At 41.8% G+C, this 16,638-nt stretch carries 13 protein-coding genes and 9 tRNA genes; 3 read left to right on the top strand and 19 right to left on the bottom strand.

Annotated features, from left to right (window positions below):
- The first annotated feature begins 13 nt into the window (after positions 1 to 13).
- Both OCU56_RS11005 and OCU56_RS11000 read left to right on the top strand, forming a co-directional pair.
- Positions 14 to 766 carry an ion transporter gene (locus OCU56_RS11005; protein ID WP_261873256.1) on the top strand — a complete coding sequence of 251 codons (753 nt, stop codon included), beginning with the start codon at positions 14 to 16 and terminating at the stop codon, positions 764 to 766.
- Positions 767 to 1,258: 492 nt separating this feature from the next.
- A complete protein-coding gene (locus OCU56_RS11000; protein WP_261873255.1) occupies positions 1,259 to 1,759 on the top strand; it encodes a hypothetical protein in 501 nt (166 codons plus the stop codon).
- Between the two features lie 33 nt (positions 1,760 to 1,792).
- Here OCU56_RS11000 and OCU56_RS10995 read toward each other — a convergent pair whose 3' ends face one another.
- The 4 genes from OCU56_RS10995 to OCU56_RS10980 all read right to left on the bottom strand — a co-directional run bounded on the left by OCU56_RS10995 (position 1,793) and on the right by OCU56_RS10980 (position 6,735).
- Positions 1,793 to 2,338 (bottom strand): type II secretion system protein, encoded by a 546-nt coding sequence (locus OCU56_RS10995; protein ID WP_261873254.1) that lies wholly within the window; start codon positions 2,336 to 2,338, stop codon positions 1,793 to 1,795.
- Positions 2,339 to 2,776: 438 nt separating this feature from the next.
- Complete coding sequence (locus OCU56_RS10990) at positions 2,777 to 3,619, bottom strand: alpha/beta fold hydrolase (protein ID WP_261873253.1); 843 nt, start codon at positions 3,617 to 3,619, stop codon at positions 2,777 to 2,779.
- A 463-nt stretch (positions 3,620 to 4,082) separates the two neighbouring features.
- The gene (glmS, locus tag OCU56_RS10985) at positions 4,083 to 5,915 is read right to left on the bottom strand and encodes a glutamine--fructose-6-phosphate transaminase (isomerizing) (protein ID WP_261873252.1); all 1,833 of its coding nucleotides are present in this window, start codon (positions 5,913 to 5,915) and stop codon (positions 4,083 to 4,085) included.
- Positions 5,916 to 5,967: 52 nt separating this feature from the next.
- A complete protein-coding gene (locus tag OCU56_RS10980) occupies positions 5,968 to 6,735 on the bottom strand; it encodes a DeoR/GlpR family DNA-binding transcription regulator (RefSeq protein ID WP_261873251.1) in 768 nt (255 codons plus the stop codon).
- Positions 6,736 to 7,067: 332 nt separating this feature from the next.
- On the opposite strand from OCU56_RS10980, the gene nagB reads away from it, so the two are divergent.
- A complete protein-coding gene (nagB, locus tag OCU56_RS10975; RefSeq protein ID WP_261873250.1) occupies positions 7,068 to 7,868 on the top strand; it encodes a glucosamine-6-phosphate deaminase in 801 nt (266 codons plus the stop codon).
- Positions 7,869 to 7,963: 95 nt separating this feature from the next.
- On the opposite strand, the gene OCU56_RS10970 is transcribed toward nagB, so the two are convergent.
- The 15 genes from OCU56_RS10970 to mutY form a co-directional block, all read right to left on the bottom strand.
- A complete protein-coding gene (locus tag OCU56_RS10970) occupies positions 7,964 to 8,500 on the bottom strand; it encodes an MltR family transcriptional regulator (RefSeq protein ID WP_261873249.1) in 537 nt (178 codons plus the stop codon).
- 63 nt (positions 8,501 to 8,563) lie between these two features.
- Entirely contained in the window at positions 8,564 to 9,712 is a 1,149-nt protein-coding gene (locus OCU56_RS10965; protein WP_261873248.1) for a mannitol-1-phosphate 5-dehydrogenase, read from the bottom strand.
- 103 nt (positions 9,713 to 9,815) lie between these two features.
- Positions 9,816 to 11,696, bottom strand: coding sequence for a PTS mannitol transporter subunit IICBA (locus OCU56_RS10960; protein WP_261873247.1), 1,881 nt, complete (start codon positions 11,694 to 11,696; stop codon positions 9,816 to 9,818).
- Between the two features lie 711 nt (positions 11,697 to 12,407).
- Positions 12,408 to 12,483 (bottom strand) — tRNA-Asn (locus OCU56_RS10955).
- An 18-nt stretch (positions 12,484 to 12,501) separates the two neighbouring features.
- Positions 12,502 to 12,577 (bottom strand) — tRNA-Thr (locus OCU56_RS10950).
- Positions 12,578 to 12,657: 80 nt separating this feature from the next.
- Positions 12,658 to 12,733: transfer RNA gene (locus OCU56_RS10945), tRNA-Asn, on the bottom strand.
- 21 nt (positions 12,734 to 12,754) lie between these two features.
- A tRNA-Thr gene (locus tag OCU56_RS10940) sits at positions 12,755 to 12,830 on the bottom strand.
- A gap of 45 nt (positions 12,831 to 12,875) precedes the next feature.
- A tRNA-Phe gene (locus tag OCU56_RS10935) sits at positions 12,876 to 12,951 on the bottom strand.
- Between the two features lie 552 nt (positions 12,952 to 13,503).
- A tRNA-Asn gene (locus OCU56_RS10930) sits at positions 13,504 to 13,579 on the bottom strand.
- 39 nt (positions 13,580 to 13,618) lie between these two features.
- Positions 13,619 to 13,694: transfer RNA gene (locus tag OCU56_RS10925), tRNA-Phe, on the bottom strand.
- A 7-nt stretch (positions 13,695 to 13,701) separates the two neighbouring features.
- Positions 13,702 to 13,777 (bottom strand) — tRNA-Thr (locus OCU56_RS10920).
- 53 nt (positions 13,778 to 13,830) lie between these two features.
- Positions 13,831 to 13,906, bottom strand: a tRNA-Phe gene (locus OCU56_RS10915).
- Positions 13,907 to 14,010: 104 nt separating this feature from the next.
- Entirely contained in the window at positions 14,011 to 15,150 is a 1,140-nt protein-coding gene (gene mltC, locus OCU56_RS10910) for a membrane-bound lytic murein transglycosylase MltC (protein WP_261873246.1), read from the bottom strand.
- A 47-nt stretch (positions 15,151 to 15,197) separates the two neighbouring features.
- Positions 15,198 to 15,470 carry an oxidative damage protection protein gene (locus OCU56_RS10905; RefSeq protein WP_261873245.1) on the bottom strand — a complete coding sequence of 91 codons (273 nt, stop codon included), beginning with the start codon at positions 15,468 to 15,470 and terminating at the stop codon, positions 15,198 to 15,200.
- 9 nt (positions 15,471 to 15,479) lie between these two features.
- Positions 15,480 to 16,532 (bottom strand): A/G-specific adenine glycosylase, encoded by a 1,053-nt coding sequence (gene mutY / locus OCU56_RS10900; protein WP_261873244.1) that lies wholly within the window; start codon positions 16,530 to 16,532, stop codon positions 15,480 to 15,482.
- Positions 16,533 to 16,638 lie beyond the last annotated feature (106 nt).

The following is a 16,638-nucleotide window of genomic DNA, read 5'->3' as shown; positions in this document are numbered from 1 at the left end:
TCCCTTTTTTAATATGAAATATTTTACTAAACCAAAATACAATTCAATTGTCATCGTTTTATCTGTAATTCTAGCTTTCATTAGTAGTTATAGTAACTCTATTGTAATACATGCTTTAAACTGGCTTGTAATTACCTATTTTGTTTTTGAGGTTATTTTTAAAATTAATGAGAATACCTTTTGCGGATACATATCTTTATTAGGCAATAAATTTGATTTATTAATAGTTATTATAAGTTTGGCTTTTCTGTTTTCCCCGTCGGAATCACTTGGAAGTGTAGTGTATCTTAGGATATTTAGGATGGTGTCTCTTATAAAAATAATAAGATTAATGCCAAATACAGAACATATTGTGAATGGTCTTATTCGTGGTATAAAAGCCTCGAAAGCTGTATTGATTTTATTAGGTATACAGTTAACATTTTTTTCATTGCTAGGGTTTACTCTGTTTTCAAATATTATACCTGAGTATTTTGGAGATCCATTGCGATCAATGAATACTATTTTCGGTATATTTACCATCGAGAATTGGGGGGCAGTTCCAGAGGCAGCAAAGGCGCTTAATCAACCATATATATATTACTCTGTAAATGCGTTTGTCATAATGGTTTTAGTGCTCGGAGGATTTATTGCTTTATCTTTAGCTAATGCTATTTTTGTTGATGAGATGGCTAGTGATAATAATGATGATTTAATGGCCGAAATCAAATCTTTAAAAAGTGAGATTAGTGAGATAAAAGGACTGTTAAAAAATGGTGATAAATGAGCCTAAAATCAGGTTTGTGCCATAATTTTGATGTTAGTTGAGAAGCAAATAAAAATGGATGATGTTGTTTCTCAACGGTAGCTACTCTCTACATCGTAGGATTTTAAGATGAGTAGGTTTTTAACGTTGATTTGTTGCCATAGCACATCTACATCAAAAGTAGGCTTGGTCATTAATTCTGATTGAGTCTGTGAGTAGCTTTTTCTTTTTTGCAAAGTATGACTGTAGTTACTTCGCCTTTTTCTATTCTGGCAACCGGTACAGCATGGTTCGCGAACATCAACAGGCATTAAGAAAACAGTTGTGGAATATACCCAATATGTTAAGAAGTAACATGTCAGAGGATAACTTCCTTGACTATATTATTGGCTTATCTTTTAAAAAGATCTGTCAGATAAGCTGAACTATTATTATGATGAACTGCTGGTTGAAGATGGCATCAAGTTTGCTGAGACATTTGTCTGTGGGTTTTATTAGAAGTAGGTTTTCGTTATGAAAAAAATGATATGTTTATTTTTGTGTTTGGTTTCGGCAAATGTATTGGCTGAAGAAAAAATGTATAAAGATTGGTTCGTCAATACCGATAGAGCGGATTACCTTTATGCCATAACGCTAAATAACAGTGGCAACATTTTTGGTAAGTATTGCTACCTAGACTCGGGGCAGTGTTTGTACCTTACGGGAATCGATACTAACTGCACTACAGGTAACAAGTATCCTGTTTTAGTGAATGCTGATTCTGGGGCATTTAATACCTTTCTTCATTGTGGCGAAAAAATTGGTGAGCAGAGTGTGTTAGTGTTCGACAATTTTGATGTGATTGAAACTGCGGCCAAAGAAAGCAAAAAAATTGGCATTGCGGTGCCAATGGAAAGTGGCCATTTTAAAGTCTCTAGATTTAGCATGTCAGGTTCGGCTTATAGCATAAACACACTGGATAAAGAGGCGAAAAAGAAGGTGATACTGTCTGCTCCTGATAGTGAACTGCTATAAATAAAACTTAAAAATAGTGACATGGATGGATAGTTAACAGCCATCAAGCACTGTGCCTACCGTGGGCTCTCCACCATTTTGCGGGTTGTAGTAGTAGGAGTAGCACAGGTCTTCAAGTAGGTAACCTTGCGGCCAAATGAGAACTAAACCTCTTTCTCCGCTGTAATTGTCGGGTATTGGGAAGCCGGGGATATTCGCCCCAACTTGGTTGCCTACACCACAAATATCGTGTTTAACACAAGTGGTTCGGGCGTTGGTCCACTCAATGACCTTTCCAATATCGAGAATGTGTTGCCATGCTTCTCTCCAGTGCCCTCTAACGTATCCGTTATATACAGAGACACTTCGTCCTATGCTTTCTAGGTAGACGTCACCGTTTTTCACGCCTTGAATCTGAGCTTTAAAGGCCACTTGGTTGGCACTGTCACGCATAGCGGAGGCGACCATTTTCATGCTGTTACTGCGAGCGTCGCTGGCAAAACTAAAATACTTGGGTATGGCTACCACCGCTAACACCGCCATTAGCACAATGACACACAGTAACTCTATTAATGTAAAGCCTTTGGTTTTTTTTACCACAATACTTCCTTGTTATCGTGACATCATAAGCTTTAACGATTGCGCCGCCGTTTTATTGTCAGTGGTTGAACTACTAGAATTTGGTCATAGCACTCAACGGAAAGGGCGGTACCGCTATTTATATTTGTTAACAGTTTATCAAATACAAATCGCAATTATGCAAACTATTTCACAAAGCAGGAACATAATTAATTGTTGACGAAATAGCGGCAGCCTCACTTAAAAAGTAGTGCGAGTTAGGTTGCATGAGTAGGAGATACGACTGTCTTTCAGTGAGTGGAGTGATGCAAAAGGGGAGGTTAAGTTACGCTGACCGTGCTTTTTTGGGCACAATGTCTAAATATTCAGTCATAAAACAAAGCACGCAGACCCAGTGGCGTTATTTGCCACTGAGGCGTTCCCTCAACAAGAAAGCGAATGTCAGTCAGAGGGCGGGGGTTAAATTTCAGCAATAATTTTGGCAATCTCTGCATTAATATAATCTTGCTTTTCAAGGTAAATCCAATGCCCACAATTAGGAACACGAGTAAATGAGGTGGGCTCTATTTGAGGAACCAGTGTTTTCGTAATCTCTTTAGGGGTTATAATATCATGCTCACCTTGATACATATGAATATTCCCCTTTTTTAGAATGTCCTTTCTTTTAATGAAATCCAGTTGTTCATTAAACAAATGGGTGACGCGCTGGTTTTGCTCAAAATTAATAGGGTGGTCTATTAATAATGATGCATTATTTATGTCGTAAAGATAGTATCTATTATAGATATCCTGACATTGCTTATTATATTGTTGCGTATCAATCTTGTTTTCTTTATGTTCGCCCCAGAGTTGTTCTAGCCTTTTTTGGTCACTCTGTGTGATCTTGCTTTGCAGAAGTTCTCCAAAGTGTGTCAAGTGCTGGTAGTTATAGCCCACACTGGATAAAAGGATAAGATTTTTTACTTTATCGGGATGAAGTGAAGCATACTGCAAACCTAGGTAAGTGCCCCATGATTCACCAACAATGGTTAGAGATTCATGCCCTAGTTCTTTTCGTATGGCTTCAATGACTTCAACATCGTGGTTAATTTCATAATTAAAATTGATATCCCAGTCAGATTTACCGCAACCTATTTGATCAAAGTAAATAACTTGATGATTTTCAGCAAGTGGTTGGAAGAACGGTGCGAACGAATCATGGCAACACCCAGGTCCACCATGCAAAAATAAAACAGGCTCGCCTTTGCCAAGTACTTCTAGGTGAATATTGGTAATCCCTTGATTGGATAAAGTGACTAACATATAAATCCTTAAAACTCTGGTTATTAATGAAAATAGTCTCTACTGCAATTAAATAAGCTGTTGCTACAGTGCTAAATAATATTTTTACGGATTGTATTACCCGTCAATGCCATTATTGAATTACACTAGGGTAACTAATTTTATATAAGCAACAATATTCATTTATTTGCAATTAATGGTATCTTTAATGCTTATAACCAGAATATTGTTAGCCGTAATAATATACCTTTTACCTTCGCTAGTAACCTTTGTATTAGCCAAAATAGATGCTTACCAAGAAATATGGCCACCTCTATAATTAAACAAGCTAGAATGATCAGTTATTTAGTTCGATTGGTATTAAACATAAGCTAGAAACACCCCTCTTTCACCAATACATAAAAAAGCCTCCTACTCAATGAAATGATGTAGGAGGCTTTTGTTGTTGGTTAAGCTTTAATGTCTTGCGACAAACTCAGTCTTATTATTCAACCGTTACCGCTTTTGCTAGGTTACGAGGTTGGTCAACATCCGTACCTTTGATGATGGCAACGTGGTAAGAAAGCAATTGCATTGGCACTGTGTAGAAGATTGGTGCGGTGATTTCGCTGACTTTAGGCATCTTGATGATTTTCATGTTCTCATCGCCTTCAAAGCCGGTGTCTTCGTCTGCAAATACATACAGTTGGCCGCCACGAGCCCTCACTTCTTCAACGTTTGATTTTAGTTTTTCTAGTAGGTCATTGTTTGGTGCAACCACGACGACAGGCATGTCTGCGTCAATAAGTGCTAGAGGGCCGTGTTTTAGTTCGCCAGCGGCGTAGGCTTCTGCGTGAATGTAAGAGATCTCTTTAAGTTTAAGAGAGGCTTCCATTGCAATTGGGTAGAACTCACCACGACCAAGGAATAGAGTGTGATGCTTGTCAGCAAAGTCTGGTGCTAGAGCTTCGATTTCTTTATCAAAGGCCAGTGCTTTTTCGATATCGGCTGGAAGATCATGCAGTGCTTTTACGATTTCCGCTTCACGAGCGCCATCAACGCGACCTTGTAGACGACCAATAGAAACAACCATCATTAGCATTGCGGCTAGTTGAGTGGTGAATGCTTTGGTTGATGCCACACCAATCTCTGTTCCTGCACGAGTCATGAAGGCAAAGTCTGATTCACGAACCAGTGAAGAGCCAGCTACGTTACAGATAGTCATTGCCGCCATGTAGCCTTTTTCTTTTGCAAGACGCAGTGCAGCAAGGGTATCGGCCGTTTCACCAGATTGAGAAAGGGTGACAAGTAGGCTGTTTGGACGAGTGACGAATTTGCGGTAACGGAATTCAGAAGCGATTTCTACGTCACAGCTAACGCCAGCAATAGATTCAAACCAGTAACGAGCGGCCATACCTGAGTTGTATGAAGTACCACAAGCGATGATTTGAACGTGCTCAACTTTGCTTAGGATCTCTTCGGCGTGAACACCGATAGCGTTTGTGATCACTGAGTCTGCAGAGACACGGCCTTCCATTGTGTTGATAAGAGCGCCAGGTTGCTCAAAGATTTCTTTTTGCATGAAGTGACGGTATTTACCTTTGTCACCTGCATCGTGTTCAGCGTTTGATTCGTGCTCTTCACGCTCAACTGTATTGCCTTGCGCGTCAAAGATAGTGACGTCACGACGTGTGATTTCAGCAATGTCACCTTCTTCTAGGTAGATGAAGCGACGAGTGACGTTTAGCAGTGCTAATTGGTCAGAAGCTAGGAAGTTTTCACCCACGCCACGGCCAATTACGATAGGGCTACCAGAGCGAGCGACAACAATGCGGCTAGGATCTTGGCGATCTACAGCTACTGTGCCGTAAGCGCCTTCAAGTTGCTTAGTCGTTTTTTGTAGCGCTTCTACTAATGATGCTGATGTTCTTAGTTCCCATTCCACTAGGTGAGCGATAACTTCGGTGTCAGTTTGAGAAGTAAATACGTAACCGCGTTCAGTCAGCAGTTCACGTAACTCTTCGTGGTTTTCGATGATACCGTTATGTACTACAGCAATGTTGCCTGAAACGTGTGGGTGAGCATTTGCTTCACTAGGTTCGCCATGAGTAGCCCAACGAGTGTGTGCGATACCAGTGCCACCTACAACGTGTTGCTCGTTTACTGCATCAGCCAATTCTTGAACTTTACCCAAGCGACGAACGCGAGTTAGGTTCGATTCACTATCGACTACAGCAACACCTGCGGAATCATAACCACGGTATTCAAGACGGCGTAAGCCCTCTACTAGGATTTCTGCTACATCACGTTGCGCTACAGCGCCAACTATTCCACACATGTTTTATTCTCCAGTTTGTCCTTCTATTATCATAGAGGACCATAAGTTAAATTTAGCGTTCTGCTCGTATAACGCGAACAGATTTCGATTCGATGATCTGTTTATATTCGTCAGATAGGTGCTTATCAGTGACGACGATATCAATGCACTCCCAAGCAAGCTCTAGGTTCGGGATGCGGCGACCAATTTTATCCGATTCAATCATAACGATAACTTGGCGAGAGACTTCGGCCATTACTCGGCTTAAACCGATGAGTTCGTTAAAGGTTGTTGTGCCTCGTTCAAGGTCGATGCCATCGGCACCGATAAACAACTGATCAAAATCATAGGAGCGTAAAGCCACTTCTGCGACTTGTCCTTGAAATGAATCGGAGTGGGCATCCCATGTGCCACCTGTCATTAATAAGGTGGGTTCACTTTCTAGTTCGTTGAGTGCATTGGCTGCGGTTAAGGAGTTGGTCATAACCAACAAGCCTTTTTTACTGCCTAACTGAGAAATCAGTGCGCCAGTGGTGCTTCCGCTATCAATTAAAATACGGTTATGGTCGTGAATTAAAGAAGCGGCAACGGTAGCCAGAGAAAGCTTTTGCTCCGATACCGTTAATTCGAGCTCTTCAGAAGGGGTCTCTTTTGGTAGAGACACCGCACCACCGTAGCGACGTAGCAATTGCCCACTTTGTTCAAGTGAGGCTAGGTCTTTACGAATAGTCACTTCTGACGTTTGATAGTGTTTCGCTAGTTCCTCTACAGTCACTTCCCCTTGTTCTTCAACAAGGGAGGCAATGGCACTACGTCGAATTTGTGTATTTCTTTTGGTCATAACCGTCTATGTTTCGTTTTACTTTGCATATTCTTTCACAACGAAAGGATAAAATCTACACTTCGTAAGGCTTAAAAAACGCTTTTTTCCTGTATTTACCTAAGTTGAGTATGGGTTCGTCAATGTGACAAGATAATTCTCGACATGAATTATACGAGGGTGTTTTACCGTTTCCTTTCGATTTGAAAGGGAACTATATGCCTATTAAAGCCACGAATTAACCGATAATTAGCCGATCAATGTCTAAATTTGATGATTAAGGATTGGATAATCTTAATACTTATTTTACACTACAAAAAAACAATTAACCCTTAATTGAAAAAGGTACTGTTATGAGATTAATTCCCTTAAGTAATGCTGAAAAAGTAGGTAAGTGGGCGGCGCGTCATATTGCGGAAAGTATTAATAAGTTTCAGCCAACCGCAGAAAAACCGTTTGTACTTGGTTTGCCGACAGGGGGGACGCCACTAACAACATATCAAGCACTTATTGACTTATATAGAGCCGGCGAAGTGAGCTTTAAGCATGTCGTTACCTTTAATATGGATGAGTATGTCGGGATTGATCCTGAGCATCCTGAGTCTTATCGCTCTTTTATGTATAACACCTTTTTCAATCATGTGGATGTACAAGAGCAAAACATTAATTTGCTGGACGGTTTAGCGGATGACATTGATGCTCACTGTGCTGCGTATGAAGCCAAAATTAAGTCTTATGGCAAAATTAACTTGTTTATGGGCGGTGTGGGTATTGATGGGCATATTGCATTTAATGAGCCCGGGTCGTCACTCTCTTCACGCACTCGCATTAAGACGTTAACCGAAGATACTCGTATTGCGAACTCACGCTTTTTTGATGGCGACATTAACCAAGTGCCTAAATACGCTCTGACTATTGGTGTGGCAACGTTATTAGATGCTGAAGAAGTGATGGTGTTATCTTTAGGGCACAATAAGGCACAAGCATTGCAGATGGCTGTTGAAGGTTGTGTGAATCACATGTGGACAGTGACCGCACTGCAACTGCATAACAAGGCGATCATTGTGGCTGACGAACCCGCTCAGCAAGAACTAAAAGTGAAAACCGTTAAATATTTTAATGAGTTGGAAGCTGAGAACATTAAAGGGCTATAGCGGTTAGTGCCTGAGATGAACCTGAATTGACGATAGAAAAGCCATCGAAAGATGGTTTTTTTTGGTTCTAGCTTTGAGGTTTAACAGTAGGGAAGTTAAGAGGTCAGATCGTTTTCACGGCATAGCTGAGTAATGATGTCGGTGACGGCCAATACCAGTGTTGAGCGTACTCGTTTGAAATGTCGACTTAAGAACATCTCTAGTGTCGCGCCACTCATGCCTTGCAGAAGATCAGCGTCAAATTCGATAGGCATAATGCCTTTGATGGCATTGATCTTATTGAGCTCAAATAAAACGTCGACTTCTGTGAAACTGACTTTTGAGCCTTGGATTTTCGCCCACTCTCGTAAAGTCACGAAAATATCAATGTCGTCATAAATTTGTTTAGAAATACTGCCAAGGCCAAGTAATAGCTTGGTTCTTACTTGGATTTCGCCAAGTGGCCCGTCGTTCGTAAGAAGCGGGTCTACCACATACTTAACCGCATGGTCGTCTTTGAAGAAAATACTTTTCAGTAATGCATCCACAGTATCGTCTAAAGCATCGTATGCCGTAAGCAAACATTCATAAGCACTGTCTGCCTCAGAAAGGGCTTCTAGGAGTTCTGTTTCGTGCTCAGGGTTTATGGGCATACAACTACTTATAGGATGATAAAAATGAATAAAGGTGCCCAGTAATAGGCACCTTAACGGATGTTATTTTAGCGCTAGGTAAGCCTGTTGTGCTCGTACTACGACGTCGGCGTTAGCATCGAGTTCAGAGTAATGAGCGAGAGTATCGGCAAAGCCTTTTTCTGCGAACATGGCTTGCAGTTCGACGGCTTGCGGGTCATCGTCATTTTTATAATGGAATGCCGCAGCAATACCTTTTAGCAAGTGCTCGTTAGCGAGGCTGTATTCTAGCGTACCATTCAAAGGTTTGACTAGGCGATCTTGCGGACTTAGCTTACGAATTGGCTGACGACCCACGCGATCCACTTCATCTCTTAGGTATGGATTGGCAAATCGACCGAGAATTTTTTCAATATAAGCTGCATGTGCTTTGGCATCAAAACCGTAACGACGAATAAGCACCGCGCCACTTTCTTCCATTGCCGCTTTTACATCAGCGCGAATGGCGTCATCTTCAATTGAGTCTTTAATGGTCTCATGGCCTGCAAGTACCCCAAGGTATGCGGTAATTAAGTGACCTGTGTTTAAGGTGAATAACTTGCGTTCCACAAAGGCCATTAGGTTATCCGTACATTCCATGCCAGGAATGTTGGGAATCTCGCCCTTAAATTGTGTCTGATCCACAATCCATTCACTGAAGGTTTCAACGGTAACGGCAAGAGGATCGGTTTCACCCGCCTCTGCTGGTGGCACAATGCGATCAACGGCTGAGTCGACAAAGCCTACTAATTGATCTGTCTTGGCTTTTACAGCGTCGTTGAGGTGCTGGTATACCGCTTCTTTAAGCTGGCTAGTACCACGAACCATGTTTTCACAGGCGATGATGTTAAGAGGTGTTTCATTGCCTTGGCTGAAACGTAATTCAATGCCTTGTGCGACGGTTTTAGCGATGATTTTTAGAACGGTAGGGCCTACTGCTGTCGTCAACAGGTCGGATTCGGCAATGCAAGCGATCACTTCAGGGCTGGTGGAGTTGACGGCGGTAACATTGGAAACGGTTTCGACAACGCAATCTGCGCCAACAACTTTCACTGGGTATGCATTGCGTTCGATTAACGCGTTCACAACGGTTTCATTGACATCAGCAAATGTTACATCGACACCCGCATCTGACAGCAATTTACCAATAAACCCGCGACCTATGTTGCCTGCACCAAAATGTAGAGCTTTCATAACAATACCTAACAATAAAATGAATAAAAATAAAAAAGGAGGCCAGTGCAATACTAGGGGAACTGGCCTCGTCACTTACTTAGGAGCATGACTCACAGCAATGTTACTTACCGTTGAGAATATTAAGAACATCTTGTGGATCAGATGTTGTTTTCAACAGTTCAATGGCTTGTTCGTCATCAAGTGAATTTGTGATAGCGGTGATAACTTGGATGTGCTCATCACCTTGAGCGGCGATGCCTATAACCATCTTCGCAATATCATCTTCGTCTTCGCCCCACTGAATACCCTCAGGGAATTGGCAAAATACGATACCCGTGCTTTGCACGTACTTCTTCGCTTCGATAGTGCCGTGAGGAACGGCTATGGACTCACCTAGATAGGTGGTAACTAACTCTTCACGAGCTAACATGCCATCAATGTATTCAGGGCTAACATTGCCAAGCTTAACCAGTTGTTCTCCAGCAAATTTAATCACTTCTTCTTTGCTGTTAGCTTGCATGCCTAAAAAGATATTATCCTGAGATAAACTTAACGTTGCCGATTGCTTAGGTGCGGCAGATTGCGTGGCTGTTTCTGTAGTTTGTTGAGCATTAACAAGCTGCGCAACTAGGTTGTCGTAGATGCCGCCGTCTAGGAAGTTTGATAGAGAAATATGATAAGCATTTTCTACCACTGAGCGTGCGCGGTCCGTGAGATCTTTATGAGTCACTACAATATCAACATCTTGTGGCAGATTGTTGATAGCAAGGTTAGTAACAGAAATATCAAGACCCGCAGCTTCTACTTTTTTACGTAGCAGTCCTGCACCCATAGCACTTGAACCCATACCCGCATCACAGGCGACGATGATGTTGCGAACCGCAGACATGTTTACTTCACCAGTGCTTTGACCTTTAGAAGAGGCTTTCATGTCTTTCATTTGGTTAGCCGCTTTTTCTAGTAGGTCTTCCTCGTCATCTGTTTGAGACTGAGTTTTCATTAGCAGTGAAGCAACAATGAAAGAGACTAAGGTGGCAGCAATAACCGAAAGGATTACCCCAACATAAGAACCTTTAGGTGTCATAATCAGTACAGCAAAGATAGAGCCTGGAGATGCTGGAGAGATAAGACCTGAGCTAAACATGACATTGGTGAATACGCCTGTCATACCACCTGCAATAACAGCAAGGATTAGGCGTGGATTCATTAGAACATATGGGAAGTAAATTTCATGGATACCACCGAAGAAGTGGATAATAGAAGCGCCTGCCGCAGATTGTTTAGCGTTACCTTTACCAAAGACCATGTAAGCAAGTAGTAGACCAAGACCTGGGCCTGGGTTTGCTTCAATTAAGAAGAAGATGGAACGACCTAGCTCTTCCGATTGTTGTACGCCTAGCGGAGTGAAAATACCGTGGTTGATGGCATTGTTAAGGAATAGGATTTTTGCAGGTTCAACAAAAATAGAGGCTAAAGGAAGCAAGCCTGCATTGACCATGACATCGACACCAGCTGCTAGAGCTGAGGAGAGCATTTTTACTGCAGGACCCACAATTAAGAAGGCTAGAATGGCACAAATCATACCGACGATACCGGCAGAGAAGTTATTCACTAGCATTTCAAAGCCGCTCTTCACTTTACCGTGAACAGCGTTATCAAATTTCTTAATGGCAAGGCCACCAAGAGGGCCAACAATCATCGCCCCCATGAACATTGGAATATCAGTACCAACGATAACACCCATGGTAGTGATAGCGCCCACAACAGCTCCGCGTTCACCACCCACCATTTTACCGCCGGTATAACCAATCAATAGTGGTAATAGGTAGGTAATCATTGGTCCCACCATGGCGGCTAACTTTTCGTTAGGTATCCAACCTGTAGGGATAAAGAGCGCGGTAATAAAACCCCAAGCAATGAATGCACCTATGTTAGGCATAACCATGTTGGAGAGGAAACGACCAAAGTTTTGTACTTTTATCTTCGCTTCGGGAGATAGCATAAGGGGGACCTCGTTTATTATTAGAGCCAAATGGCTTTGCTGTTATGTTTAACGTTAAGAAAAATCTAACACATAATTGAAATAAGGTATGTGTTAGCCAAAAAATGCGATCTCGATCACCTTCTAAAATGAAGTGTATTTATTTTCTAGTGATCCTTATCACGGAAATCACCTGTCAAAAAATTACAAGCACAGCTAAGTGATAATGATTACCATCTATTGGTGATGTATGTCACAGAAAATAGTTGCGCAGTGCAACTCTTGCTGTGATCGCGATCACTAAATTAATATTTAATAAGAAGTTTTTGACGATAAAGGTACATTTGGCAAGTTTTGCATATTGAAATTGGCAAAAATAATTACTTGCCGCATGATATGTAATTAAATTACATGAAATCAGCTGGAAGATAATGAAGGTAAACAGGGAATGAGGAGTGAATAGCTGTAGGGGGAATGGTTAAGATCGTTAGCAGGCATTGTGATAGGACGGATGACGGGTTATACCAATGACATTAAGTAAGTGATCAGAAATAGCGTAGGAAAAATGCTCGAAAACAAGGCAGAATTTTTCGATAAGCTTCTACAATCAAAAACTCTAACGCCGTTATCGAGTATTTTAACAAGCTAGAATGACCCGTTATTTAGTACGATTGGTATCGGTGCCTTTTTGGATACAAAAAAGCCCCAGTCCGAAGACTAGGGCTTATAATGTGGCTCCCCTTGCAAGACTTGAACTTGCGACATACGGATTAACAGTCCGCCGTTCTACCAACTGAACTAAAGGGGAATTACTTTTAAGTATTAATGGTGCCGACTACCGGAATCGAACTGGTGACCTACTGATTACAAGTCAGTTGCTCTACCTACTGAGCTAAGTCGGCACACTATATTCGTGGCACTACACCTAACTAAACTTCATTGCTGTCTGCTATACAGTTAGCATTAAACTCTAGTTTAAATATGGCTCCCCTTGCAAGACTTGAACTTGCGACATACGGATTAACAGTCCGCCGTTCTACCAACTGAACTAAAGGGGAATTACTTTTAAAGTAAATAAATGGTGCCGACTACCGGAGTCGAACTGGTGACCTACTGATTACAAGTCAGTTGCTCTACCTACTGAGCTAAGTCGGCACACTATATTCTTTACTGATGTCTAAGACACCAACAATTAAATTGTGGTGCCCGGAGGCGGAATCGAACCACCGACACGAGGATTTTCAATCCTCTGCTCTACCGACTGAGCTATCCGGGCGACGGGGGGTATTAAACGGTTTTTCCCTTTTCACGTCAACAAAAAAATGCAAAAAAAGTTCCACTTGGCGAAATTCTAGGCCGAGTAGTATGTTTTATGTATAAAAGAGTCGTTTTTTCACCAGTTACAAACGAGTTGCGTATTTATTTTAGGGGAGAATGGCGTGTTACAGTTAAAGGGGAAAGAGACTAATTTTATGCTTTTACGGATCACTAGAGGTCATTGAGGGCAAATAGTGCTGCAAAAACAGTTGTGCTAAGAGGTCGGCTTGGACTCTCATCATGAATGTAGTGGCACAATTTGAGTTATTTACTCAGAGTTAGTATTTGAGTCGGTCACTTTACATAGGGCAATCAAGAAAAGGGAAATATGATGCAGTGCGATTTATAGGCTTATTCTTGGGTGATTGGTATGAAAACAGCAACAGAGAATAGAAAGGGGAATTGAGGGGGGATTGAGCAAGTTGGGTTAAGCGGCTGGGTCTATGAGGGTGAGTTCGAGAAAATAGACAGATAAAAAAAAGCCCCAGTCCGAAGACTAGGGCTTATAATGTGGCTCCCCTTGCAAGACTTGAACTTGCGACATACGGATTAACAGTCCGCCGTTCTACCAACTGAACTAAAGGGGAATTATTTGAGCAACACTTATTGTGTTACGCACCAAATAATGGTGCCTCGAGGCGGAATCGAACCACCGACACGAGGATTTTCAATCCTCTGCTCTACCGACTGAGCTATCGAGGCAAAAGAATGGTGCCGACTACCGGAGTCGAACTGGTGACCTACTGATTACAAGTCAGTTGCTCTACCTACTGAGCTAAGTCGGCACACTATATTCTTTTTGCTTCACTGACGTTCTATGAACACCAACAACAAATTGTGGTGCCCGGAGGCGGAATCGAACCACCGACACGAGGATTTTCAATCCTCTGCTCTACCGACTGAGCTATCCGGGCAACGGAGCGCTATTAAACGCATTTTTCGTAAATCCGTCAACTGCTTTTTTTATTTTTTTCAAAAAAACGTGTTGTTTGCTTTTAATTTAACCATATTGGTTAAATTATCCCTTCCCTTGGTTAAATTCACGTTTGAATTTTGTCACCTTCTCTAAATAGCGACGCGATTCCATATTGCGATGTTTATGGGTTAAGGCCCAAAAAACTTGATTAGGTTGCAAAGCATTGATGTGTTTTAGCGCATTATTTCGACTATTTCTATCAAAGGTATTCAGCACGCCACCCGTTCCGCCGTTGTAGGCTGAGATCATGGCATACTCTAAAGACACGAAATTATGAATGTTTTTCAGGTATCGGGTTTTCAGAATATAGAAGTAAGCGGTGCCCACATCGATATTATTTTCTGGATTGAACAGATACTCAGGAGAGGGCATACCGGATTTTTTCTTCACCAGTTTAAATACATCTGCCCCAGCGGTTTTAGGAACCACTTGCATCAGTCCATAGGCGTTAGCCCAACTAACGGCATAAGGGTTGAAACTGCTTTCTGTTTTTATAATGGCATAGATAAGATCTTCTGGGATCCCGTAACGCTGGGAGGCTTTACGTACAATATTGGCGTATTTATATGAGCGTACATCCGAGTGCGTAGACACCATAGGTATTTCTACATAGTGGGCTATTTTATAGTCTACTTTCCTAGTTTTCATTTTATGGGCAATTAAGTAGTCAGCAAAGCGACTTGCTCGCCAATTCCATTGGATGGGCTTGCCGTCTTGATCCACAACTTGTTGATATAAAAAGGGTTCACCTTCCAGCTTTATATTGGAAGATGAAAATAGATCCACATGAGCAGGATCATCTGGGGTTAATAATGTGGTGATAATGGCGGTCTTTAAATGCGCTTTCGCCTCACTAGTGGCAACGGTTTCTATGGTGATTTTACCTGTAGAAAAGTTCACTTCGGCGCGACTATCGTAGTTATCTATGTACTTAACATAGTTACTTTTACCCGCCACTTTGACCTGATCTTTACCCCATTTTTTCTCAATATCACCAGTAAAACTGTTGATTAAAGAGTCTAGGGCCGCGGTGTCTTTTTCAAATTGTCCGGGCTTTGGAGCTAGGTTATGAGCGGCAAATCGACTGGTTGGTTCGTAATTGACATCGTATATCTTTTCGACAAATTCACGACTGCAACCACTTAGTATTAAGGGAAGGAATAAATAAAGCAGCTTTTTCATTGGTATCCACAAACAAAAAAGAGTGGCTAAAACGCCACTCTATACTATTACTGACTTGGTGGTGTGTAACCATCAATGACGACATCTTTACCTTCAAACAAAAAATTAACCATTTCTGTTTCAAGCAGTTTTCGATGTTCTGGGTCCATCATATTAAGCTTTTTCTCGTTAATTAGCATGGTTTGCTTACTTTGCCACATGGCCCACGCTTCTTTGGAAATACCATTAAAGATGCGTTTGCCAAGTTCACCGGGGTAAAGTTGAAAATCCAGACCATCTGCATCTTTTTTAAGATGCTCGCAAAATACTGTGCGGCTCATGAGTGTTCCTTATGTTAGATCATACTTAAGGTTTGCTAACAGGTTCTTAACCGGTGCAGCCAGCCCAAGTTTTTGTGGTTGTGACAAGTTATACCAAAGACCTTGGCTTTGTTCCATTATAAGGCTAGGTCGCTGAGTTAGGTTTATTAAAACAGGTGTGATGTGTAAATGGTAATGACTAAAAGTATGTTTGAAGCTAATTAATGTTTTCCCTTGGCGAATTTCCGTTTCACTACACTGGTACTGTTGTAGAAAAGGGGCAATATCGGCGCTAGGCTGTTCTGGGAAGCAGTGCAGTCCACCCCAAATACCCACCGCAGGTCTTTGCTCTAGCCACACCTCACCTTGATAATGCAAAATCACCAACCAAGTTTCTTTAGTGGGCTTCTCTTTGCGAGGTTTTTTGGTTGGGTAATCCGTTTGCGCTTGCTGCTTTAACGCGATGCAGTGTTCTGCTACTGGGCATAATGAGCACTTAGGTTTACTGCGAGTGCACACCATCGCTCCCATATCCATCATGGCTTGATTGTAATCATCGACATTTTGTTGGGGCGTATGTTCGGTAGCCACTGACCATAGTTGGTTTTCGACGCTTTTTTTCCCCGGCCAACCTGCAATGGCATTACATCGCGCCAGAACGCGTTTTACATTGCCATCAAGAATGGCGTGGGGCTGTTTAAATACCGAGGATAAAATGGCCGCTGCGGTGGAGCGTCCAATGCCGGGTAGGGCATTAAGCTCTGTAATCTCTAAGGGAAACTCACCGTGATATTGGTTTGCAATAATGTGCGCGGTTTTATGTAAATTACGCGCTCGCGCATAGTAGCCAAGCCCTGTCCACAGGTGCAATACCTCATCTATGTGCGCGTTAGCTAAAGAGTCAACGTCTGGGAATTGAGTAATAAAACGCTCAAAATAGGGGATAACAGTGGCAACCTGAGTTTGTTGCAACATGATTTCAGACAGCCATACTTTATAGGCGGTTTTTTGTTGTTGCCAGGGAAGGTGTTTGCGACCGTATTGTTGATACCAATTAAGTATTTTATTTGCGAATGGCGTCACTTAGAACCCAGAAATTAAGTCATAAAAGGTTAGAAATTGCACCATAATAGTGGGGAGAAGTAAAATCGAGTTGCACTGAATAAGCCTAACTTTGGCGATTATGCTG

This window comes from Vibrio rarus (assembly GCF_024347075.1).
Classification (GTDB): domain Bacteria; phylum Pseudomonadota; class Gammaproteobacteria; order Enterobacterales; family Vibrionaceae; genus Vibrio; species Vibrio rarus.
The sequence above is the reverse complement of the archived record's forward strand: the minus strand, read 5'-3'. Positions and strand labels throughout refer to the sequence as shown.

What these genes read in the sequence shown, in the direction of transcription:
- OCU56_RS11005 (WP_261873256.1), top strand. Translation starts at nt 14, where the DNA reads ATGAAATATTTTACTAAACCAAAATACAATTCAATTGTCATCGTTTTA.
- OCU56_RS11000 (WP_261873255.1), top strand. Translation starts at nt 1,259, where the DNA reads ATGAAAAAAATGATATGTTTATTTTTGTGTTTGGTTTCGGCAAATGTA.
- OCU56_RS10990 (WP_261873253.1), bottom strand. Translation starts at nt 3,619, where the DNA reads ATGTTAGTCACTTTATCCAATCAAGGGATTACCAATATTCACCTAGAA.
- glmS (WP_261873252.1), bottom strand. Translation starts at nt 5,915, where the DNA reads ATGTGTGGAATAGTTGGCGCTGTAGCGCAACGTGATGTAGCAGAAATC.
- OCU56_RS10980 (WP_261873251.1), bottom strand. Translation starts at nt 6,735, where the DNA reads ATGACCAAAAGAAATACACAAATTCGACGTAGTGCCATTGCCTCCCTT.
- nagB (WP_261873250.1), top strand. Translation starts at nt 7,068, where the DNA reads ATGAGATTAATTCCCTTAAGTAATGCTGAAAAAGTAGGTAAGTGGGCG.
- OCU56_RS10970 (WP_261873249.1), bottom strand. Translation starts at nt 8,500, where the DNA reads ATGCCCATAAACCCTGAGCACGAAACAGAACTCCTAGAAGCCCTTTCT.
- OCU56_RS10965 (WP_261873248.1), bottom strand. Translation starts at nt 9,712, where the DNA reads ATGAAAGCTCTACATTTTGGTGCAGGCAACATAGGTCGCGGGTTTATT.
- OCU56_RS10960 (WP_261873247.1), bottom strand. Translation starts at nt 11,696, where the DNA reads ATGCTATCTCCCGAAGCGAAGATAAAAGTACAAAACTTTGGTCGTTTC.
- mltC (WP_261873246.1), bottom strand. Translation starts at nt 15,150, where the DNA reads ATGAAAAAGCTGCTTTATTTATTCCTTCCCTTAATACTAAGTGGTTGC.
- OCU56_RS10905 (WP_261873245.1), bottom strand. Translation starts at nt 15,470, where the DNA reads ATGAGCCGCACAGTATTTTGCGAGCATCTTAAAAAAGATGCAGATGGT.